This window comes from Nonomuraea sp. NPDC004580, from assembly GCF_040609855.1.
GTDB classification, from domain to species: Bacteria; Actinomycetota; Actinomycetes; order Streptosporangiales; family Streptosporangiaceae; genus Nonomuraea; species Nonomuraea salmonea.
On record NZ_JBEXLH010000014.1, the window covers coordinates 15429 to 37075 of the forward strand.

The 21647-nt window shown below is 69.0% G+C and carries 29 protein-coding genes; all 29 read left to right on the top strand.

Features of this window, described 5'->3' with window-relative positions:
- The 29 genes from ABZW11_RS17045 (at position 1) to ABZW11_RS17185 (ending at position 21647) form a co-directional block, all read left to right on the top strand.
- A complete protein-coding gene (locus ABZW11_RS17045; RefSeq protein ID WP_355417795.1) occupies positions 1-351 on the top strand; it encodes a hypothetical protein in 351 nt (116 codons plus the stop codon).
- Positions 348-1439 (top strand): DNA polymerase III subunit beta, encoded by a 1092-nt coding sequence (gene dnaN / locus ABZW11_RS17050; RefSeq protein ID WP_355417797.1) that lies wholly within the window; start codon positions 348-350, stop codon positions 1437-1439. Before ABZW11_RS17045 ends, dnaN begins: the two co-directional genes overlap by 4 nt.
- Positions 1436-1642 (top strand): hypothetical protein, encoded by a 207-nt coding sequence (locus ABZW11_RS17055; RefSeq protein WP_355417800.1) that lies wholly within the window; start codon positions 1436-1438, stop codon positions 1640-1642. The genes dnaN and ABZW11_RS17055 overlap by 4 nt, the downstream gene beginning before the upstream one ends.
- A complete protein-coding gene (locus ABZW11_RS17060; protein ID WP_355417803.1) occupies positions 1639-4143 on the top strand; it encodes a DNA methyltransferase in 2505 nt (834 codons plus the stop codon). The genes ABZW11_RS17055 and ABZW11_RS17060 overlap by 4 nt, the downstream gene beginning before the upstream one ends.
- Complete coding sequence (locus ABZW11_RS17065; protein ID WP_355417806.1) at positions 4140-4445, top strand: MerR family transcriptional regulator; 306 nt, start codon at positions 4140-4142, stop codon at positions 4443-4445. Before ABZW11_RS17060 ends, ABZW11_RS17065 begins: the two co-directional genes overlap by 4 nt.
- Before the next feature lie 274 nt (positions 4446-4719).
- On the top strand, positions 4720-6219 hold the full coding sequence (locus tag ABZW11_RS17070; RefSeq protein ID WP_355417809.1) for an AAA family ATPase: 1500 nt from the start codon (positions 4720-4722) through the stop codon (positions 6217-6219).
- A gap of 277 nt (positions 6220-6496) precedes the next feature.
- Positions 6497-6934, top strand: a complete 438-nt coding sequence (locus tag ABZW11_RS17075) for a hypothetical protein (RefSeq protein ID WP_355417812.1) — start codon at positions 6497-6499, stop codon at positions 6932-6934.
- Between the two features lie 54 nt (positions 6935-6988).
- Complete coding sequence (locus ABZW11_RS17080; protein ID WP_355417815.1) at positions 6989-7189, top strand: helix-turn-helix domain-containing protein; 201 nt, start codon at positions 6989-6991, stop codon at positions 7187-7189.
- On the top strand, positions 7186-7341 hold the full coding sequence (locus tag ABZW11_RS17085; protein ID WP_355417818.1) for a hypothetical protein: 156 nt from the start codon (positions 7186-7188) through the stop codon (positions 7339-7341). Before ABZW11_RS17080 ends, ABZW11_RS17085 begins: the two co-directional genes overlap by 4 nt.
- Positions 7338-7883, top strand: a complete 546-nt coding sequence (locus ABZW11_RS17090) for a 3'-5' exoribonuclease (RefSeq protein WP_355417821.1) — start codon at positions 7338-7340, stop codon at positions 7881-7883. The genes ABZW11_RS17085 and ABZW11_RS17090 overlap by 4 nt, the downstream gene beginning before the upstream one ends.
- Entirely contained in the window at positions 7880-8398 is a 519-nt protein-coding gene (locus tag ABZW11_RS17095) for a hypothetical protein (RefSeq protein WP_355417824.1), read from the top strand. The genes ABZW11_RS17090 and ABZW11_RS17095 overlap by 4 nt, the downstream gene beginning before the upstream one ends.
- A 142-nt stretch (positions 8399-8540) precedes the next feature.
- The gene (locus tag ABZW11_RS17100) at positions 8541-9002 is read left to right on the top strand and encodes a hypothetical protein (protein WP_355417827.1); all 462 of its coding nucleotides are present in this window, start codon (positions 8541-8543) and stop codon (positions 9000-9002) included.
- A gap of 7 nt (positions 9003-9009) precedes the next feature.
- Positions 9010-9192, top strand: coding sequence for a hypothetical protein (locus tag ABZW11_RS17105; RefSeq protein ID WP_355417830.1), 183 nt, complete (start codon positions 9010-9012; stop codon positions 9190-9192).
- Positions 9189-10511, top strand: coding sequence for a phage terminase large subunit (locus tag ABZW11_RS17110; protein ID WP_355417833.1), 1323 nt, complete (start codon positions 9189-9191; stop codon positions 10509-10511). The genes ABZW11_RS17105 and ABZW11_RS17110 overlap by 4 nt, the downstream gene beginning before the upstream one ends.
- A 205-nt stretch (positions 10512-10716) precedes the next feature.
- Complete coding sequence (locus tag ABZW11_RS17115) at positions 10717-11103, top strand: hypothetical protein (RefSeq protein WP_355417836.1); 387 nt, start codon at positions 10717-10719, stop codon at positions 11101-11103.
- Between the two features lie 91 nt (positions 11104-11194).
- Entirely contained in the window at positions 11195-11470 is a 276-nt protein-coding gene (locus tag ABZW11_RS17120; RefSeq protein WP_355417838.1) for a hypothetical protein, read from the top strand.
- 122 nt (positions 11471-11592) lie between these two features.
- Complete coding sequence (locus ABZW11_RS17125; RefSeq protein ID WP_355417841.1) at positions 11593-13476, top strand: phage portal protein; 1884 nt, start codon at positions 11593-11595, stop codon at positions 13474-13476.
- Positions 13473-14696: a head maturation protease, ClpP-related gene (locus ABZW11_RS17130; RefSeq protein WP_355417844.1), complete on the top strand. Its 1224-nt coding sequence runs from the start codon at positions 13473-13475 to the stop codon at positions 14694-14696. The genes ABZW11_RS17125 and ABZW11_RS17130 overlap by 4 nt, the downstream gene beginning before the upstream one ends.
- Positions 14693-16156, top strand: coding sequence for a phage major capsid protein (locus ABZW11_RS17135; protein ID WP_355417847.1), 1464 nt, complete (start codon positions 14693-14695; stop codon positions 16154-16156). Before ABZW11_RS17130 ends, ABZW11_RS17135 begins: the two co-directional genes overlap by 4 nt.
- Positions 16157-16234: 78 nt before the next feature.
- A complete protein-coding gene (locus tag ABZW11_RS17140) occupies positions 16235-16660 on the top strand; it encodes a hypothetical protein (RefSeq protein ID WP_355417850.1) in 426 nt (141 codons plus the stop codon).
- Positions 16661-16674: 14 nt separating this feature from the next.
- A complete protein-coding gene (locus ABZW11_RS17145; RefSeq protein WP_355417853.1) occupies positions 16675-17136 on the top strand; it encodes a hypothetical protein in 462 nt (153 codons plus the stop codon).
- A 1-nt stretch (position 17137) separates the two neighbouring features.
- Positions 17138-17410 carry a hypothetical protein gene (locus ABZW11_RS17150; protein ID WP_355417856.1) on the top strand — a complete coding sequence of 91 codons (273 nt, stop codon included), beginning with the start codon at positions 17138-17140 and terminating at the stop codon, positions 17408-17410.
- A gap of 89 nt (positions 17411-17499) precedes the next feature.
- Positions 17500-17940: a hypothetical protein gene (locus ABZW11_RS17155; protein WP_355417859.1), complete on the top strand. Its 441-nt coding sequence runs from the start codon at positions 17500-17502 to the stop codon at positions 17938-17940.
- 93 nt (positions 17941-18033) lie between these two features.
- On the top strand, positions 18034-19107 hold the full coding sequence (locus tag ABZW11_RS17160) for a hypothetical protein (RefSeq protein ID WP_355417862.1): 1074 nt from the start codon (positions 18034-18036) through the stop codon (positions 19105-19107).
- Positions 19108-19296: 189 nt separating this feature from the next.
- Positions 19297-19689: a hypothetical protein gene (locus tag ABZW11_RS17165; RefSeq protein WP_355417865.1), complete on the top strand. Its 393-nt coding sequence runs from the start codon at positions 19297-19299 to the stop codon at positions 19687-19689.
- Entirely contained in the window at positions 19686-20144 is a 459-nt protein-coding gene (locus ABZW11_RS17170; RefSeq protein ID WP_355417867.1) for a hypothetical protein, read from the top strand. The genes ABZW11_RS17165 and ABZW11_RS17170 overlap by 4 nt, the downstream gene beginning before the upstream one ends.
- Positions 20144-20899: a hypothetical protein gene (locus ABZW11_RS17175; protein ID WP_355417870.1), complete on the top strand. Its 756-nt coding sequence runs from the start codon at positions 20144-20146 to the stop codon at positions 20897-20899. The genes ABZW11_RS17170 and ABZW11_RS17175 overlap by 1 nt, the downstream gene beginning before the upstream one ends.
- A complete protein-coding gene (locus tag ABZW11_RS17180) occupies positions 20899-21219 on the top strand; it encodes a hypothetical protein (protein ID WP_355417873.1) in 321 nt (106 codons plus the stop codon). Before ABZW11_RS17175 ends, ABZW11_RS17180 begins: the two co-directional genes overlap by 1 nt.
- Positions 21216-21647: a hypothetical protein gene (locus tag ABZW11_RS17185; RefSeq protein WP_355417876.1), complete on the top strand. Its 432-nt coding sequence runs from the start codon at positions 21216-21218 to the stop codon at positions 21645-21647. The genes ABZW11_RS17180 and ABZW11_RS17185 overlap by 4 nt, the downstream gene beginning before the upstream one ends.

A 21647-nucleotide genomic window follows, 5' to 3' on the forward strand; every position in this document is an offset into this window, starting at 1 on the left:
ATGACCACCAGCACGATCAACGACTGGATCCGGCCCTGGTACCCCGCCGGACTCGTCGGCCACGCCGACATCAACTGCCCACGCCTCCGCGACCAGATCCCCAACCCCGTCGAAGGACCCGGCTGGCTCGACCCCTACGCCGAACCCCGCCAAGGCACCCGCGTCTGCCTCGAATGCGTGCCCGGCTGGAAAGCCGAGTGCGCCGTCTGCGACGCCTCCATGACCGACGAATGGGGCGACGACGCCGACGGCCCCTTCAACGAAGCCCACGCCCAGCAGTGGAAACAGCAGCACCGCTGCGAACCCATCGTCCGCGTCACCCCGCCCACCACCCGGAAGGCCACCCGATGAAGCTCACCATCGACCCCAAGCTCCTCGCCGACACCGTCGCCTGGACCGCCCGCGCCCTCCCCGCACGCCCCATCGTCCCCGTCCTGTCCGGGCTCCTCCTCCAAGCCGACAACGACCAGCTCGTGGTGAGCGCCTTCGACTACGACACCAGCGCCGTCGCCCGCATCACCTGCGACGTCGCCGAACCCGGCCGCATCGTCATCCCCGGCCGCCTCCTCGCCGAAGTCGCGAAGGCCCTGCCGGACAGGCTCCTCGTAGACCTCACCGCCACCGACACCGAAGCCACCATCAGGTCCGGGCGCAGCGACTTCACGCTCAGGCTGCTGCCCGCCGACGACTACCCCAAGCTGCCCGAACCGCCCGCCCCCGCCGGACAGATCGACGCCGCCGCCCTCGCCGCCGCCGTCAACCAAGTCGCACCCGCCACCAGCAACGACGACACCCTCCCCATGCTCACCGGCATCCGCCTCGACACCAACGCCGACCAGCTCACCCTCGCCGCCACCGACCGCTACCGCATCGCCGTCACCGACACCACCTGGCAGCCAGACAGCGACAACATCAGCGCCCTCATCCCCGGCAAGCACCTCGCCGACATCGTCAAAGGCCTCGACCACGGCCCCGTCACCATCGGCCTCGACCCCGGCATGGCCAGCCTCTCCACCGCCGACCGCACCACCACCATCCGGCTCATCGACGAACAGTTCATCGACTACCGCGCCCGCGTCGCCATGGACACCACCATCACCGCCACCATCGACGCCCAAGCGCTCGCCGCCGCAGTCAAACGCGTCGCGCTCGTCGCCGACCGCAAGACCGGCACCGCCGTACGCCTCGCGTTCACCAACAGCGAGGTCACCGTCCGGGCCGGCGGAGACGACATCGGCCGCGGCAACGAAGCCCTCGACTGCGAGCTGGCTGGCGAACCCATCGAGATCGCATTCCAATCCAGCTTCCTGCTCGACGCGCTCGGCGCCATCCCCGGCACCGCCACCATCGGCATGACCAAGCCCACCATGCCCGCCCTCTTCAGCTCCGAGGACAGCAGCCACCGGCAGGTCGTCATGGCGCTCCGGCTCACCACATGACCCGCACCTACCAGCTGCGCGGCGAACCGGTCGAACTCATCTGCCTGTTCGCGCTCCCCTCCAAGCGCAACCCGCCCACACCCTGCCCGCCCTGGCTCACCTGGGCGGCCCCGCCGCCCGGGGCGCCCCGCAACGCCGCCATCCGCCACCCCGACGGCACCGTCACCGTCCGCCCATTCCGAGGACTCCGGAGGACCGCATGACCAGCTACACCGACTTCCTCGCCGCCAAAGCCACCCTCGCCACCAACACCGGCCTCGACTGCGACCCCTCCGAAGTCCACCCCCTCCTCAAACCCCACCAGCGCGACACCGTCGTCTGGGCCGTCCGCGGCGGCCGGCGCGCCGTCTTCGCCTCCTTCGGCCTCGGCAAGACCCTCATCCAGCTCGAAATCGTCCGCCTCGTGCTCGCCAAACTCGGCCGCGGCCGCGCCCTCATCGTCTGCCCCCTCGGCGTCCGCCAAGAATTCACCCGAGACGCCGCCCTCATCGGACTCGCGCCCACGTTCATCCGCCGCGAAAGCGAGGCCCCGGCCGACGGCATCTACCTCACCAACTACGAGACCATCCGCGACGGCAAACTCGACCCGCGGCAGTTCGACGTCGTCAGCCTCGACGAAGCCGCCATCCTGCGCGGCTTCGGCGGCACCAAGACGTTCCGCGAATTCATGCGCCTGTACGAAGGCAGCGACAACTACCGGTTCGTCGCCACCGCCACCCCCAGCCCCAACGAGTACATCGAGCTGCTCTCCTACGCCGCGTTCCTCGACGTCATGGACGTTGGGCAGGCCAAGACCCGCTTCTTCAAGCGCAACAGCGAGAAAGCCGACAAGCTCACCCTCCTCCCCCACATGGAACGCCAGTTCTGGCTGTGGGTCGCCTCATGGGCGATGTTCCTGCAGAAGCCCTCCGACCTCGGCCACCCCGACGACGGCTACCAGCTGCCGCCGCTCGACATCCGCTGGCAGGAGATCCCCTCCGAGACGCCGGCCGAAGGCGTCATCGACCGCAGCGGCCGCGCCGCCCTCTTCGCCAACGCCGCCATCGGCGTCCAAGACGCCGCCCGCGAGAAGCGCAACAGCCTCGACGCCCGCGTCGCCAAAATGCGCGACCTGGTGCACGAGGCGCCCGACGACCACTTCCTGCTGTGGCACGACCTCGAGGCCGAACGGCACGCCATCACCGCCGCCCTGCCCGACGCGACCGCCGTGTGGGGATCCCAGGACCTCGAGGAGCGCGAACGCCGCATCCTCGCCTTCTCCGACGGCGACATCCGGCTGCTCGCCACCAAACCCGTCATCGCCGGGTCCGGCTGCAACTTCCAGCGGCACTGCCACCGCGCCGTCTTCCTCGGCATCGGCTTCAAATTCGCCGACTTCATCCAGGCCGTCCACCGCATCCACCGGTTCCTGCAGAACGAGCCCGTCCGCATCGACCTCATCTACACCGAAGCCGAACGCGACATCCGCAAGCAGCTCGAACGCAAGTGGGCCCAGCACGACGAGCTCGTCGCCAACATGGGCCGGATCATCCGCGAGTACGGCCTCTCCCACGAAGCCATGTCGAACAGCCTGCGCCGCTCCATCGGAGTCGAACGCCGCGAAGTCGCCGGCGAACGATACAAGGTCGTCAACAACGACACCGTGCTCGAAACCCAGCAGATCGAAGCCGACAGCGTCGGCCTGATCGTCACATCCATCCCGTTCGCCACCCAATACGAGTACACGCCCTCCTACAACGACTTCGGCCACACCGAGGACAACGAGCACTTCTGGCAGCAGATGGACTACCTCACCCCCGAACTGCTGCGAGTCCTGCAGCCCGGCCGGGTCGCCGCCATCCACGTCAAAGACCGCGTCGTGCCCGGCGGCATGACCGGGCTCGGCTTCCAAACCGTCCAGCCGTTCCACGCCGAAGCCATCACCCACTACACCCGGCACGGCTTCGCCTTCCTCGGCATGAAAACGATCGTCACCGACGTCGTACGCGAGAACAACCAGACCTACCGGCTCGGCTGGACCGAACAATGCAAGGACGGCACCAAGATGGGCGCCGGCCTGCCCGAATACCTGCTGCTGTTCCGCAAGCCGCCCACCGACGCCTCCAACGGCTACGCCGACACGCCCGTCGTCAAAGACAAGGCCACCTACACGCGGGCCCGCTGGCAGATCGACGCCCACGGGTTCACCCGCTCCAACGGCAACCGGCCCCTCACCCCCGCCGACTTCGCGGGCCTCGCCGCCGACGAAGTGTTCAAGCTGTTCCGCGACCACAACCTCACCAACGTCTACGACTACGAGCAGCACGTCGCCATCGGCGAAGCGCTCGAGGCTCAGCGGCGGCTGCCCAGCGGCTTCATGCTGCTACAGCCGCCGTCCTGGCACCCCGACGTGTGGACCGACGTCGCCCGGATGCGGACCCTCAACATGATGCAGGAGCGCAAGGGCCAGCAGTACCACCTGTGCCCGCTCCAGTTCGACATCGTCGACCGGCTCATCGTCCAGTTCTCGATGGAGGACGAGACCGTTTTCGACCCGTTCGGCGGGCTCATGACGGTCCCGTACTGCGCGGTGAAGCTGCGCCGGCGAGGCCTCGCGGTGGAGCTGAACCCCGACTACTTCCGCGACGGCGTCGCCTACGTGCAGGCGGCGGAGCAGGAGATGGCGATGCCGACGCTGTTCGACCTGATCGAGGTGGCGTCGTGATGCTCACCCTGCAGCAGGTGCTCGACCGCGGCCTCGACGTACGCACCCTGGAGTACTGGATCGCCCGGCGGCTCCTCCGGCCCGTCGCCTACGGCCACGGCGTACCCCGCCAATGGCCCCCAGACGAACTCCACGTCGCCGACCTCATGCGGCGACTCACAGCCGCCGGCTTCACCGCCGAAGCCGCCGCCCGCGTGGCCCGCAACCACCTCGAAGGGCGCCCGCTCGTGCCGCTCGGCGACGGGCTCGCGCTCGCCATCGACACCGACCTGCCCGCCGAGACAGGTGAGCGATGTGGATAAGCCGCTGCTCCACCTGCCGCCGGCCAGCCACATTGATCATCACCGGCCGCATTCCCGGACGGACCTGCTACAGCGCCCTCACCTGCGACACCTGCGCGCCACGACACCGGCAGAAAGCCTACGAGACCGGCGGCCCCATCACCGAAGAACCCCACCGGCAGCGCACCCAAGACCAGCTCTTCTAAGCCGCACACGCACCCGCTGGCGACCACCAGCCCCACCCCACACCTGACCACCAACCCGAGCACCACCAGCGCCACCGAGGGGGACCCGGTTGAACGCCACCCAGCAGGACCCTCACGACACCCTGTGGGACCTCGAAGCCGAGCAGGCGATCCTCGGCACCTGCATGACCACGCTCTACATCGTCCCGCGCATCCGCGAGACCATCCCCGAACCGCGGGCGTTCTACCGGGCCCAACACCAGGTCATCTACGCCGCCATCCTCGACCTAGCCGACCAAGACGCCCCCACCGACCCCGTAGCCGTCAAGGACTACCTCACCCGCAACAAAACCATCGGCCAAGCCGGCGGACCCCTTTACCTGCACGACCTCATGCAAAGAGGCCTCTACGCAGGCGACCCCGCCTACCACGCCAGCATCATCATGCGGCACTGGCGCAACCGCACCGGCATCGCCGACCTCCACCGCGCCATCCGCGAAATCCAAACCCAAGACCCCGACGACAGCCCCGACCGGCTCCGCGCCCTCGGCGAACAACTCATCAAATCCGCCGACGAACTCGCCCTCGGCGCCAGCCCGGACGGCGAGCAGCAAGACCGGTTCCCCGCCGTCGACTGGCTCGACGCGTTCACCACCGACTTCACCGACATCGACTGGCTGCCCGGCCGGTTCCTCGAACGCGGCCAGCAGGCCGCCATCGTCGGCGACGGCAAAGTCGGAAAATCCATCTTCACCCTGCACTGGATCTGGCGGGCCATCACCGGCTCCAGCGTCCTCGGCGACATCCGCCGCGAACCCGTCAACGTCCTCTACTTCGACCGCGAGAACTCGCTGCGCGACATCGTCACCCGGTTGACCGCGTTCGGCGCCACCGCCGAAGACCTCGAAGTGCTGCACGAACGGCTCGACTACCGGCTGTTCCCCCGCTTCTCCGGCGCGCTCAACGCGTCCGAGACGGCGGCGGCCGAGATGCTCGCCATCGTGGACGAGCGGCCGCGCGACGTCGTCATCCTCGACACCGTCTCCCGATACATCACCGGCAAGGAGAACGACTCCGACACGTGGCTCGACCTGTACCGGCGCGTCCACGAGCCGCTCAAGGCGCGCGGCATCGCGTCGATCCGGTTGGACCACTTCGGCAAGGACATCGAGAAGGGCTCCCGCGGCTCCAGCGCGAAGACGCAGGACGTCGACCACGTGTGGGAGCTGACCGCCTACGACGAGACGCGCACGTTCACCGAGAACACCGAGACGGTGATCACCCGGTTGAAGATGTTGCGCACCCACACGCGGACCGGGTTGGGCGACGACGTGTTCCACATCACGCGGCGGGGCGAGAAGGAGCGGGGCGGCGGCTGGCTGCCGGGCCGGACCAGGCATGAGCTGACGGACGCGACGGTGGCCGACGCGCACCGGTCGAAGATCCAAAGCTATGTGGATGAGCTGGTGTTCCGGGGTGTTCCGTCGGGGCTCGGCCGGGATCAGCTGAAGAAGTGGGCGGAGCAGAACGGTGTTCCGTTGCCGGGTAAGACGGCGGCTCTGGCGGAGGTTGTGGCGGCTCTCAAGGTGGCGTTGAAGGGGGTCAGATGACCACCCCGAACCCTGTCCGGTTTTACCGGGTTTGCCCTGTTCCCTCCCTCCGACCCCTCAACCTGTTCCCCCAACTGTTCCCAACTGTTCCCGTCAACCACAAAACCCCAGGTCAGAGCTGTTCCCTCGACTGTTCCTTTTGTTCCCAGGCTGACCTGTTCCCTGTTCCCTCCCCTTATAGGGAGGGAACAGGGAACAGCCCCGGGAACAGACGGCCCCAAACGATCACCCCCACACCCCCCACCCCAAGATCCAAAACCCTGCCCGGGAGCACCCCATGACCAGCCGCCACCGCACCACCGTCCTCGACACCCAACCCGCCCTCTTCGACGACACCCCGCCCAAGACCCTCCCCACCCCCTCGAAGCCCGCCCAGCCCGCCCCCAAGAAGAAGCGCACCCGCAACCACCAACTCGCCCTCACCCGCCCCTGGACAGCCCCGATGCCGTGCGCCGCCCTCTGCCTCGTCTGCCGCCGCCCCGAAGAAATCGGCGCCTGCCCCGAAGGCTGCTCCATCGTCTGCGGCCCGCCCGACCGCCGCGGCCCCGTCGAAGTCTGCGTGCTCACCCTCACCCTCCCGGCCCGCCTCATCGCCGGCCGCGCCGCCGTCGCCTGCCCCCACTGCGACGCCACCCACTGGCACGCTCCAACACCCGGCCGCGCCTACCGGATCGGCCCGTGCGGCCAGCCGTACATCGTCGACACCCCGCCCTGACCTGCTGTTCCCCGCCTGTTCCCGACCTGTTCCCCTGTTCCCGAGGAGGATCCCGTGAACGAACCGACCACCCCCGACCGCTACTGGACGATCGCCGAAGTCGCCGACCACCTGCGCGTCTCCCGCATGACCGTCTACCGGCTCGCCGACTCGGGGGCGTTCCCCGGCACGATCCGGGTCGGCCGCGCCTACCGGATCCCCGGCAGCGGACTGCAGGCGTACCTCGCCGCCAGCACCATCGAGGCCACCCCGTGACCGTCGCCCCGCCGTCCGGCTGCGCCCACTGCGGCATCGAGCAGCGCCACCACTTCCAGCGCTGGACCGACGCGGCCGGCTGGCACAGCTACACGCCGCCCACCCAGCAGCAGATCAAAGACCGCATGCGAGCCCGAAGGAGCACCACGTGAAGATCTTCTACGACACCGAGTTCATCGAAGACGGCAAGACGATCGACCTGATCAGCATCGGCATGGTCGCCGAAGACGGCCGCGAGCTCTACGCGGTGTCCTGCGAATTCTCGTTCTCCGCTCTCCAGCGCAACGACTGGCTGATGGCGAATGTCGCCCCGTCCCTGCCCATCAAGCCTGCGCTCGACGGCGGCCCCTGGGATCGCGAGCACCCCGACTACCGGCACGTCCACCCCCGCGCAGAGATCGCCCGCAAGGTGGAGCGCTTCATCCGCGCCACCCCCGACCCCGAGCTGTGGGCGTGGTATGCCGCCTACGACCACGTCGCCCTCTGCCAGCTCTTCGGCCGGATGATCGACCTGCCCGACGGGGTTCCGATGTGGACCAACGACCTCAAGCAGGAAGCCGAACGCCTCGGCAACCCGCGGATGCCTCGGCAGGCTGAAGGCGAGCACAACGCGCTCGCCGACGCCCGCCACAACCAGCTCATGCACGACTTTCTGATCGTCGAGCGGCGCCGCGCCGATGGGGGCGCCCGATGAGCCCGACCCCTGATCAGCGAGGCGACTTCGCGCCCTCCGAGATCCCCGCCGACGTCGTCATCCAGGACGCATTGGCCCCGTACTTCGGCGGGTTCGAGCAGGCCGAGCCTGCCGCCAAGGCCGTCTACGCCGCCCTGACCGTCACCTACCGGCGTGCCGTCGTGGACGCTGAACAGCTCGCCGGGGATGAGGACGAGCTGCGGCAACTGCGCGCCGAAGTGGCCTGGCTGCGCGCCGGCGAAGCCTCTGAGCCGCCCGCGCCCCACGTCACGCTCACCCCGGCCGAGTGGCTGTGGAAGCTTCATGACGCCACGCCGGAGAAGCGGCTCCACGTGATCGAAGTCCTTCTCGGTGAGGTGGATCGTGGTTCCCGGTGCTTCCGGATGAACCATGAGGGCGTCATTGAGGACCTGCGCGCCGAGTTGGCCCGCGCCCAAAGAAATCGACGCCCTGAAATCGACGGAGAGCCACGAATGCACCCCGCCCTATCCCAGGACACCCGAGACGCACCCTAAGGCGCTCCACGGCCCGCACAGCGCCGCGCACAGCCAAGCCAGCCGCCTACCTGCGCGTAGGTACGCACACCTGAGCGCACAATCGAAGGAGACAGCGTGATCTCCCAGCGCCCTGACACCGTTGACTCAAGAGGAGATTGACATGGGCCGCTCACCCGAACAGCAGGAAGCCAGCGCACGCCAGGCCGCCGAGGTCATGCGCCTGCGCCGTCAGGGTGTGACCTTCGAGGCCATCGGCAGGCAGCTCGGTGTGAGCCGGCAGCGCGCCCACAAGATCTACACGGATGCGCTGAAAGCCATCCCCGCCCAGGAGGTGAACGAGTATCGGGCGGAGCAGGCGGAACGCCTGGACGAGATGCTGCGGCGGGCGTACGAGGTGTTGGAGCGGAAGCACATCACTGTGTCGAACGGGAAGGTGATCTATCTGGACGACGAGCCGATGGAGGATGACGCTCCGACGCTGATGGCGATCAAGACCGTGTTGGCGATCGAGGAGCGGCGGGCGAAGCTGCTCGGGCTGGACACGCCGGTGAAGCAGCAGATCGGCGGCGAGGTGCAGGTGACGTACTCGTTCGAGGGCGTGAACATGGACGGTCTGCGGTGAACGAGCGGTGAACGAGCGGTGGGTGTGGGTTTCGATGCCGCACGCGACGTTCGCAGTGGTCGTCCGGGACGGCAGGGTCTCGGACGCTGCGCCGATCGCGCGGTGGGCGGTCGGGAAACCTGAGCGGCAGGTGGCCGACTATTTCCGCAGGAAGGGCGCCACGTTCGCGCCGTTGGGTGGCGTCACGTGACCAGCGTGCTGCGCCACCACTACCGTCCGCGTGGCGCGGCGGCGGAGGTGTTCGCGTGCCGCGCGCCGGAGGTGCTGCTGTCCGGCCCGGCCGGCACCGGTAAGTCGCGGGCGGCGTTGGAGAAGCTGCACGCGATGATGCTGGCCAATCCTGGCGCGCGGGGGCTGATCGTGCGCAAGACGCTCGTCTCGCTGGGCAGCACGGGCCTGGTGACGTGGCGGGAGAAGGTCGTCCCCGAGTCGATCGCCGCCGGGCATGTCACCTGGTATGGCGGCAGCCAGCAGGAGGCGGCGGCCTACCGGTACAGCAACGGCTCGACGGTGGTTGTGGGCGGCCTGGACAAGCCGCAGAAGGTGATGAGCTCAGAGTATGACGTGATCTTCGTGCAGGAGGCTATCGAGCTGACCGTCGACGACTGGGAGGCGCTCACCACCCGGCTCCGGAACGGGCGGATCTCGTTCCAGCAGTTGATCGCTGACTGCAATCCGTGGACGCCGTCTCACTGGCTGAAGCAGCGCGCGGACCGCGGCGACACGCTGATGCTCCACTCGCGGCACGAGGACAATCCGGTCCTGTTCAACCCGGACGGCACGCTGACCGAGGTCGGCGCTGACTACATCGGCAAGCTGGACCGGCTCACGGGTGTCCGGCACGCCCGGTTGCGGCACGGCAAGTGGGTGGCGGCGGAGGGTCTGATCTACGAGGAGTGGGATCCGGCCGTCCACATGGTGGACCGGTTCCCGATCCCTGAGTCGTGGTCGCGGTGGTGGGCGGTGGACTTCGGGTTCACGAACCCGTTCGTGTGGCAGGACTGGGCGGAGGATCCGGACGGCCGGCTGTACCTCGTACGCGAGATCTACCGGACGCGGACGCTGGTCGAGGATCACGCGAAGCACATCCTGTGCCTCGTCGCCCCGGGCGGGAAGTGGACGGAGCCGCGGCCGCGCGCCATCATCTGCGATCACGACGCGGAGGACCGGGCCACCCTCGAAAGGCATCTGGGCTTGTCAACGAAGGCGGCGGCGAAGACGGTGTCCGACGGCATCCAGGCGGTGCAGGCGCGGCTTCGGCCCGCGGGTGACGGGAAGCCGCGGCTGTTCGTGTTGCGGGATGCGTTGGTGGGGCGGGATGCCGAGTTGGAGGACGCGAAGAAGCCGTGTTCGACGGTGGAGGAGGTCACCGGGTACGTGTGGGATTCGTCGCCTGGGAAGCCGCCGAAGGAGACGCCGGTCAAGCAGGACGATCATGGCATGGATGCGCTCAGGTACATGGTGGCGCAGCGTGATCTTGGGGCGATGCCGCGTATTAGGATCTTGTGAGTGTGACGTTGGGTGGCTGCATGGTCATGCATGACGCCTGCATAACCGGCCCGTTGCGTCCCGTCTTGTCCGTTTCGGCGGCGGCTTCCGATGCTGCGATCACAGCGAAAACGCTCTGACCTGCGGAAACGCAAAACCGTATACCCAACAGTGCATACATTCTGTCTGGTTACCAGCCGGTAGCAAATGAGAGGGATCGCACACAGTGACCACCGACATCGCACTCGACCACGCCCACCAGCTCTTCTACGGCGACCTCGCCATGTGCGGCTGCGGCACCCCCGAAGCTGCCTATGAGTTGGTGCGCGACCTCCTGGCTCTCATCGCCGACCACGAGCGCGACTGGGCGCCGCTCGCCAAGACGCTGATCGGCAACCCAGGCGCCTACCACCTCACCATGTCCGCCCTTGACGAGGCCGGCCTGCTTGAGCACGGGTCGAGCATCGACAGCGCGTGGCTCACCGATAAGGGCCGCTGGTACGCCTCTGCGCTGCGCACGATTGAGTCATGGGACGGCCTGGAGGGCTACGGATACCCCCATGGCATGGAAAGCTGCACGGAAGCCTGCTGGCAGATTGCCACTGATCTGTAAATATTCCCGCCAATGGGCATCGCTGGCGTAAATCTTCCCGCTGCCCTTACCATCCGGAACATGGGACACCGGATCACCCCAGGCTCCGCCCGTGACTAGCGTCGCGGAAGTCTTCCGCGCCGAGCGCACCAACGCCCGTGCTGCTCGTGCTGCTCGCGCGCCCCGGGTCCCCTACACCGTGCGTGCCGCCCTCTGGCTGGCCCGTCGCCTCCCCTCCTGGGCCGCGATCCGCACCCTCCTGCTCTCCGTCGCCGGCTTCGGGCTTCTGACCGCCGCCGCCTGGACACTCCACATGGCCGCAGGCCTGGCCGTTGGCGGCATCTCGCTGCTCGTGCTCGAAGCCCTGTCCGGTGGCGAGCGCCGGTGAGAAGCCCGCTCGGCGCGCTCGCAGCCGTCGTCAACAAGGCGCCCGTCTCGTACGCGCCGCGCAGCAGCCGCCTGAGCATCCCGTTCCTTCACCGCAGCGGCGCGGAAGAGCAGATGCGGGCGATGGGCAGCGTCGGCACCCTGTTCGCGATCGTGCACCGCACCAGCAACGCGACATCGCAGGTGGACTGGAAGCTCTACCGCACCGCTGCGTCCGGCCTCGACGAGGACCGGCAGGAGGTCACCCGGCACGCCGCCCTCGACATCTGGAACCGCCCGAACCCGTGGATGCCGCGGCAGGAGTTCGTCGAGGTCGAGCAGCAGCACGTCGACCTGACCGGTGAGGGCTGGTGGGTGGTCGCCCGCAACCCGCGCATGCGCAGCATCCCTCTGGAGTTGTGGCCGGTGCGTCCGGACCGGATCTTCCCGGTGCCGGACCCGCAGGAGTTTATTCGCGGTTACATCTACCTGGGGCCGGACGGCGAGCAGGTGCCGTTGCGTGTGGACGAGGTCATCCAGTTGCGGATGCCGAACCCGTTGGATCCGTACCGAGGGATGGGCCCGGTCCAGTCGATCCTCACCGAGCTCGATTCGACGAAGTACAGCGCGGAGTGGAACCGGAATTTCTTCCGTAACAGCGCGCTGCCCAGCGGCATCATCGAGGCGCCGAACAACCTGTCCGACCCCGAGTTCGACGACCTCCGAGACCGGTGGGAGGAGCAGCACCGGGGCGTTGCTGCTGCGCATCGGGTCGCCATCCTCGAAGGCGGCTTGAAGTGGGTGGACAGGCGCTACAGCCAGAAGGACATGCAGTTCGTCGAGATGCGCGAGGTCAGCCGGGAGACGATCCGGGAGGCGTTCGGCTTCCCTAAGGCGATGCTCGGCGCGACCGACGACGTGAACAGGGCGAACGCTGAGGCGGCTGAGGTGATGTTCGCCCGCTACCTGGTCGTGCCGCGCCTGGAGCGGATCAAGGCGGCGCTCAACAACGACTTCCTGCCGCTGTTCGGCGAGGCCGGGAAGGGCCTGGAGTTCGACTACTGCAATCCGGTGCCCGACGACCGCGAAGCCGACAACGCCGAGCGCGTGAGCAAGGCGGACGCGGCGTCGAAGCTCACCACCGCAGGGTTCGAGCCGGCCGGTGTGCTGGCCGCGGTCGGCCTGCCTGAGATTCCGTTCGTGGGACCGCAGGCCACCCCACCGGCCGCGGTTCCCGCCGTGGTGCCCGCCGCCCGTGTTCGGCCCCCCAGCGCGGCGCGGCGGGCCCACATCCTCAACCAGGACGAGGCGCCTCGCGAGGATTGGCAGGAGCGGCTGGAGCAGCTCCTCGCCGACTGGGAGGGCGTCTCCGCGGACCAGCGCGCTGAGCTCTTGGAGCAGATCGAGGCGGCCGTTGTCGGGGCGGCTCCCGTAGATCTTGCCGCGCTGTCGGCCTCCAGCGGTGTTGCTGCGGGACTGCTGGAGGCCGCTCTGTTCGCCCAGGCGGCGGCTGCGGGCGAGCGGGTGGTGGAGGCCGCGGCCGAGCAGGGCGTGACGATCGAGCCGGCGGCGGTGGCGGGTGTGCTTGCCGCTGACCTTGCTGCTGCCGCTGTGGTGACGGCTGCGGGCCTGGCTGCTGGCCTTGCGGTGGCTGCGGGGCGTGAGGCGCTCAGGGTGTGGGCGCCGGGCATGTCAGCCGCCGAGGTGGTGGAGCGGGTGCGCTCGTTCCTGGAAGGCCTGTCGGATGCGTCGCTGCGTACGGAGCTGGGTGGCGCGTTGTGGGCTGCTGAGGGTGAGGGCAAGTTCGCCACCCTGGAGCAGGCCGAAGAGGACGGCAACGGGGCGACGTACTACGTGGCGACGGAGGAGCGGGACCGCAACACGTGCGTGCAGTGCGCGGACGTGGATGGCGAGCGCTTCGACACGTTGCGGGATGCTCGCGAGTCCTACCCGCACGGCGGCTACTTCGCGTGCTTGGGGACGATCCGGTGTCGCGGCACCGTGGAACCTGTTTGGGGTGAGTCATGACTGATCGGCGGAAGCTGCGGGCGCGGGTGCGGCAGGGCACCACCTGGTACAAGATCACCAATCAGGCCGGGGTTGATGGCCCTGCAGATGTGGCCATATACGACGAGATCGGCTACTGGGGTATCACGGCGTCGGATTTCCTCGCCGAGCTGAAGGAGATCACTGCGAGCGAGATCAACCTGCGGCTCAACTCCCCCGGCGGCGAGATCTTCGACGGCATCGCGATCTACAACACGCTGCGCGCGCACGCCGCCCGGGTGACGGTGCACGTCGACTCGCTCGCCGCGAGCATCGCCAGCGTGATCGCGATGGCCGGGGACCGGATCGTGATGCTGTCCCACTCCCAGATGATGATCCACGACGCGATGACGGTGGCGGTCGGCAACGCGGCCGAGCTGCGCGAGATGGCCGACATGCTGGACCGCCAGTCCGACAACATCGCCGGGATTTATGCAGAGCGTGCGGGCGGGACGGTGAAGCAGTGGCGGGCCCGGATGACGGCGGAGACCTGGTATTCGGCTGCGGAGGCGGTGGAGGCTGGGCTGGCGGACGAGCTGGTGAAGCCTGCCCGGCAGGAGGAGCAGGATCTCGCGGCGCGCTGGGATTTGAGCGTGTTCGCGTACGCGGGCCGTGAGCATGCGCCTGCCCCGGATCTGGGCCGCGCGCCCGAGCCTGCTCCCCAAGCTCCCCCGGCGCCTGAGTCTGCCGTGGAGCCCGCCCCTGGGCCGGTCGCGTTCGCTGACTCGGAGCCCGCCGCCGCGCCTGCCCCTGCGGTGGTGGGCCGGTTCGAGTGGGACGCCGACCACTTCAAGGCGGCCATGAGCGCGCTGGCCGGTGACGCGGCCCCGGTGCCCGTCCCCGAACCGGAGCCCGACCCTGAGCCGGTCGCGGAGCTGGACGCCGAGCCGGAGCCTGAACCGGAGCCTGGCCCTGGCGATGTGCTGCGCGAGGTGGTGGCCACCCTGTCGGCCGACGCCCCCGCTGTGCCTGCCCCGGCCGCAGTCGAGCCCGAGCCGGAGCCTGCCCCCGAGCCGCTGCCTGCGCCTGAGCCTGCCCCGGATCCGTGGGCGGGTTTCGCGGAGGTGTTCCGGGCCGGCGTCGAGCTGGCCGCGACGGACGCGCCCGCCCCCACTGTTCCTGCCCCGGCGGTCGAGCCGGAGCCTGACCCGTACGACCCGTGTGTTGTGTCACGCGCTCTCAAGGAGGCGATCAAGCAGTGAGAAGGACTCCTACCTGGGGGCAGCGTCAGCGGCTCCAGGTCCTCGGGTTCACCCCCGCCGATGTCGGCAAGATGTTCAACCGGTCTGCTCCTCCGCAGCCGGTGCCGCCGAAGACGATCGAGATTCCGAAGACGGCGGCTGAGCTGGAGGTGATGCTCGGCGACGCCGACAAGATGAAGAACGTTTTCGCGGATAAGGCGGCGTTCGGCGAGTTCATCTCGAACTACGCCAAGACCGTGCTCGACCGCGACCAGAGCATCGCCACGCAGGTGCGTGAGGAAACCCAGCGGGTGCTCGCGGACTATCTGCGGGAGAATCAGCCGGATCTGATCGGGCGGGTGAATCTGGACCCTGGCCTGGGGGTGCCGTCGATCGCGAAGCAGAAGAACGCGATCCACAACAGCAAGGCGATGGGCGCGAAGATCGACAAGGAGTTCGCGAACAGCGCCGAGTACTTCCAGGCGATCTGGCACAACGCGCAGCGGGACGCCAACCTGCAGGCGAAGTTGGGCCGTATCCGGAACGCCTTCTCCTCCACGGTCCCGTCGGAGGGCGGTTTCCTGATCCCGGAGACGCTGCGTTCGGAGCTGCTGTCCGTGAGCCTGGAGACGGCGATCGTCCGGCCGCGCGCCCGCGTCATCCCGATGGAGTCGCTGCGGGTGCCGTTCCCGGCGATCGACTCCACCAGCAACGTCAGCTCTGTCTTCGGCGGCGTGGTCGCCTACTGGACGGAGGAGGGCGCGGCGCTGCGCGAGTCGGAGGCGGCGTTCGGCCGGATCGTGCTCGACGCGAAGAAGCTGACCGCGTACACCGAGGCGCCGAACGAGATGATCTCCGATTCGGTGATCTCGTTCCAGGCGTTCATCGACACCATCTTCCCCGAGGCGCTCGGCTGGTACGAGGACGACGCGTTCATGAACGGCTCCGGCGTCGGGATGCCGCTCGGCGTGCTCAACGCCGGGAACACGGCCGCCGTGTCGGTGGCGAAGGAGTCGGGCCAGCCGGCTGACAGCATCGTGTGGGAGAACATCGTCAAGATGTACGCCCGCATGCTGCCCTCCAGCCTGGGCCGGGCGGTGTGGATTGCCAGCATCGACACGTTCCCCGAGCTCGCGACGATGGCCCTGTCCGTCGGCACGGGCGGTTCGGCGATCTGGCTGAACAACGGCGTCGAGGGCCCGCCCATGACGATCCTCGGCAGGCCCGTCATCTTCACGGAGAAGGCGCCGAAGCTCGGGGATCTGGGCGACATCAACTTCGTCGACTTCGGCATGTACCTGATCGGCGACCGGCAGGTCATGTCGGCGATGTCCAGCCCGCACTACAAGTTCGGCAATGACATGACCGCCTACAGGATCATCGAACGCGTGGACGGCAGGCCGTGGCTCCAGAGCGCGATCACGCCGAAGAACAACGGCGCCACCCTGTCCCCGTTCGTGAAGCTCGCCGAGCGCGCGTAACCAGCCACCCTGGGCCGGGCATTCACACCCCCGGCCCGGGGTCCGGATCGGCATTCAACCCCCGAAAGGAAGGCAATCATGGAAGCGCTTGGACGAGTGCTCAACGCCATCGCCGTCGGCGACAACGTCTATGTGCCGTTGAAGGACGCGGGCGGGGTCACGTTCCTCTGCTACCTGGCTGGCGCGGCCGGCGACACCTACACGCTCACCGAGGCGACCAGCGCGGCCGGCGGCGGCGCGCAGGTGCTCGCGACGATCACCCGCTACTGGACGAGCAACGGGGTCGGCGGCGCGTGGACGCTGCACACGCAGGCGGCCGGTAGCACGGTCGTCACCGCTGCGGCGACCAACGAGAACGGGATGGTCGTCGAGGTGGACGTGGAGGAGCTGTCGGACGGCTACACGCACGTCAAGCTCGCGTCGACCGGTTCCGGGCTGGTGACGCCGATCCTTCGGGATCTGAAGGTGCAGCGCAGCCCGGCCAACCTGCCCGCGCTGGTGTAAGGGAAGGCTCCGAGATGACGACGATGATTCAGGGCGACCAGCTGCGGGCGATCGCGCTCGGGCGGGGCCCGGTCAGCAAGGCAGTGCCGACGCTGTCGGCGACGACGTTCCAGCTGTTCACCGTCTCGGGCGGGCAGGTGCTGATCACGGCCCTGTGGGGTGTGGTGACCACGGCCATCGCGGCGACGGGCGGCACGCTGGCGTTGCAGGTGGATCCGACGACGGGCGACACCGCGACGGTGGTGACGGCGACCGACCTCGGCACCAACGATGCGGCGGCCGGCACGGTGATCGGGGTGCGGGATCAGGGCGACGGGACGACGGACTTCGCCGAGTCGGGGTTCGCGCTGCGGGACCTGGTGGTGCCGATCGGCGACGTCGAGCTGGTCGGCGCGTCCGGCGTGGATGGCGGCATCACCATCTACTGCACGTGGATCCCGTTGACGGACGGCGCGACGTTGGTGGCGGCGGCCTGACATGACGCTGCTGGTGTGCTCCGACTGCTCCACCCGGTATGCGGTGGGGCTGGAGTGCTGCCCGCATTGCGGCAGTGCCTGCCGAGCCGAGGACGGCGAGTACGGGCTGGTGCCGTTCCTGGACGTCGCGTGCGGCGCCCCGGAGTGTGAGGCGTTCGGGCGGGTGCGGCGGGTGTATCTGCGTCGTCCGGTGCCGGGCGTGGTGGAGATGCCGGGCCCGCTGGTGTGCGAGCCGTGCGGGTCGGCGATGAGCGCGCTGGACGGGGGCGTGTAGCCGTGTGGTGGGAGTGTCCGACGTGCCGGACCGCGTACCGGCTGCGGTTGTTCCGCTGTCCCCGCTGCCACAGGAGTGAGGAGGAGATCATGCCGAAGATCACTCGTTGGGGTGGGGCGAGTAGCGCGCCGGTGGTGCCTGAGCAGGCCGCGGGCGGCGTCGTCCAGCACGCGCCGCTGGTCGGCGAGGATGGCCCGCCGCCAGCGTTCCTGCCCGAGCGTGAGCACCCGGGCACGGGCGTGCCAATGGAGGGCATCGAGGTGCCGGCGGACGGCGCCTGGTCGCCCGAACTCGTCGGCGACGGGACGGGCGAGCCCCTGCCGCTCGCCGACGAGAGTCAGGGAGAGGAGGAGCCATCTCCTGGGAGCAGCTCCGAGACATCGCCCGAGAAGCCGCCGACCTCGCCGCAGACGAGCGAGACCGCGCCCCGGAAGCCTGCCCGAACGACGGGGAGCCGCTCGAAGCGGGCCCGCGGGGCGAGCTCCACTGCCGGTTCGACGGATGGATCTGGCGGGGCTGACGCCACATAGAGACTCCCCGGGCGTCCTGTCCACGGAAACCGGGGCGCCCGGGGCCACAAATGGCCGTGGAGGCTGCGAGCGGGTGAGGGGAGGTGGAGGTTGGTGGAGCCCTGGTACGCGTCGAGGGAGACGGTGAAGGCCGCCCTGGACGCGAAGGAGACCGCGCGTAGTAACGCGCAGGTGGATCGCGCCCTTGAGGCGGCGTCGCGGGAGATTGAGGGCTGTCTGCACCGCGTCTTCTACCCGGTGCTCGCTACCCGATCCTTCGACTGGCCCTCCCCCAATCGGTCGCGGTCGTGGCGGCTTTGGTTGGACGGCAACGAGGTCGCCGAGCTGGTCGAGCTGGTCGCGGGCGGCGTCACGATCCCGTCCGGCCACCTGCTGCTGTATCCGAGCAGCGGCCCGCCGTACAGCCGGATCGAAGTGAGCCTCGACACCAGCTCGACGTTCTCCAGCGGCGACTCGCATCAGCAGGCGATCGAGTTGACCGCCGTCTACGCCGGCTGCGCGCTGCGTGAAGCGGACGCCGGTGTGCTCGCGGGCGCGGTGGCCACGGTTGGCGCGACGACGGTGGACGTGTCGGATGGTGCCGCGGTCGGGGTCGGGGATCTGATCCGGGTCGGCGATGAGCGGATGGTGGTGGTCGGCCGGCAGATGCTCGACACCGGCCAGGATCTGGCTGCTGACCTGGCGGCGTCGGCGGGCGCGGTGAGCGTGGCCGTGGCCGACGGCAGCGGTTTCAGCGTGGACGAGGTGATCCTGGTCGGCGCAGAGCGGATGCTGGTCGTGGATGTCGCCGGCAACACGCTCGTCGTGAAGCGGGCGTGGGACGGCAGTGTGCTGGCCTCGCACTCCTCGGGCGCCGACATCTACGCGCCGCGCAGGCTGGTGGTGGAGCGGGGCGCGGCGGGCACGACTGCGGCCACCCACCTGTCGGGTGCTGCGGTTGCCCGTCATGTGCCGCCGGGCCCGGTGTCGGCGTTGTGCGTCGGTTTGGCGTTGGCTCAGGTGCTGGGTGAGCAGTCCGGCTATGCCCGGCCGGAGGGTCGGAGCGGCGGCTCAAGCACGGTGTCGGAGGGCAGGCGGCGGACGCAGGAGTTCGGGGTTGGTCTGGCCGCGTTGTGGGATGCGGTGTACGCGTCGTGCGGGCGGAAGGGCCGGGTGAGGGCGGTATGAGCGAGTGCACGAGCTGGCGCCTCGCGGCCGAGTTGCGGGAGTTGCCGCCGGCCCCGGAAGGTTGGCGGCGGGTCGCGACAACGGGCGTGGTGTCGTTCTCGTGCTCGTGCGGCGTGGACGCGCGCGGTCCTCGGGCCAGGGTTGCTGAGTTGGCTGGGCCTCATCTGACGCGGGCGGGGGGTGTGTCTCGTGCTTGAAGTGCACGCCACCATCAACGTGGATGGCCCGGTGCTCGACGGGCGGGCGCCCCGCATCCTCGACGACATCACCGAGGCTGTGGTGGACGATGTGGCCGCGCAAGGGTTCGCTGACATCGGGTTCACCCTGATCCGGGTGTTGAAGCATCCGACTGGCTACTACCAGTCGCAGATCCGGAACCGTTCGCTGGGTGCGCACACGCGGGTGCTGTACGACAACCGGGTGATCTACGGCAACTGGTTGGAGGGCACCGGCAGCCGGAACACGCCCGTGACCAGGTTCGAGGGGTATTTCACGTTCCGGCGGGTGACGTTTGCGCTGCGTAGGAAGGCGAAGCCCATCGCCGAGATGACGCTCAAGCGGTATCTGGGGAGGCTTCAGTGAGCCTCGATACGGGCGCGGTACTCGACGCCATCGCCAGCCACGCTATGACCTTGGGGCTGTTCGAGACGGTCAACATGCACGAGGTGGTGTCCGCTCCGGGGCACGGCTTGCACGCCGAGATCTGGGCGGCGTCGATCTCGCCGGTGCCGGTGGCGTCGGGCCTGCAGCGTACGAGCGCGGTGGTGGTGTGGACGGTCCGCATCCGGGGCAGCGCCGACGCCCAGCCGAGAGACATGATCGACCCGCACATGATGGCCGCCGTAGACGCCCTGATCGGCGCCTACAGCGGCGACTTCGACTTGGGCGGGCTGGTGCGGAACGTCGACCTGCTCGGGCAGGCCAGCACCGGTCTGGGGGCGCGGGCGGGCTATCTGGAGCAGGACCGCAAGACGTTCCGGATCTACGACATCACCCTCCCGATGGTGATCAACGACGTGTGGGAGCAGGTGCCGTGATGGCCAAGCAAGCAGGCATGGGCGACGCGTTCTGGCTGGACGGCTACGACCTGTCCGGCGATGTCGGCGCGCTGGGCCGCATCGGCGGCGGCCTGGCCGGCACGCAGGACGTGACCGGCATCAACAAGTACGGGATGGAGCGGCGGGGCCTGGCGCGTGATGGCGCGCTGGAGTGGACCAGCTTCTTTAACCCTGGCACCGCCGCTGCGCACGAGGTGCTGTCCACGCTGCCGCTCACCAACCGGATCGCCACCTACGGGCGCGGCACCTCGCTCGGGTCGCCGGCCGCGTGCCTCGTCGGCAAGCAGATCAACTACGACCCGAGCAGGGCGGCTGATGGGTCGCTGACCATCTCAGTGCAGGCGCTCGCCGACGGTTACGGGCTGGAGTGGGGCCGTCAGCTCACCGCCGGAGTGCGCACAGACACCGAGGCCGCCGACGGCGACTCCGTGGACTTCGGCGCGGCCGGGGCGTTCGGGCTGCAGGCGTGGCTGCACGTGACAGAGTTCGACGGGACCGACGTCACGATCGGGCTGGAGCAGTCGAGCGACGACGGCGACGCCGACAGCTTCGCGGCCGTGACGGGCGGCGAGTTCACGGAGGTGACGGCGGGCCCGGTCTCGGAGCGCATCCAGACCGCGCGAGACCAGGCCGTCGAGCAGTACCTGCGGGTGGCCACCTCAACGACGGGCGGGTTCACCAGCGTCAGCTTCGTTGTAGTCGTCACCGTCAATCCGATCTCGGTGGTGTTCTGATGGCGACCTTCACGGGGTGCACGACCAGCACGGTCGCCCTCTATATGGCCGGCGACGACGAGACCGTCGTCGCCGTCCCCGTCGAGGCGTGGGACGAGCAGGGCTCCGCGTACGTGGCCGGCGTCAAGGGGCTGATCCTCGCGGACACGAGGCCGGGTTTCCTCCGGCTGGAGCAGGCGTCAGCGCCGCTCCCGGCGCCGGGCCGGCCGGTGAAGGAGCCGGTCAAGGTGGGGCCGCCGCCTGAGAAGCCTCGCGGCCCGCGTGACCCTGCGGACCCTCGCGGGCCGCGCCCGACCCCGCCGAGAGGGAGGCAGCAGTGAGACCGCTGAACAGGATCACCCCGTCCGCGCCGGTGACGGCGTTCCAGACATACCGGATCATCTCGCCGCCCGATCGGAGCGTGCGTAGCGCGTGCGAGGAGGTCGGCTGCGCCGCCTGGCTGCACGGCTGGGAAACGAAGGTGGACGAGCACACGCCGCTCGGGCAGGCGCAGGCCGCCTACATCCGGCAGCAGTCGGGCCGGACGTTCCGCGAACTCCGGGCCGTCGAGGGGCTGACAGTGTTCCGCTTCACCAGCAGGCAGCGGTGTTTCGCCGAGCACCGCACCCGCCCAGAGATCTACAGCGTGCGCGGCGGCGACTGGCGGCAAGACCTCGGCGTGCTCCGCCACCACCAGCGCGGCGCGGACTGGGTCGAGGACTTCGCCACCCATCAGGATCGGCTCGCCGACCAGCAGAGAAAGGGATAA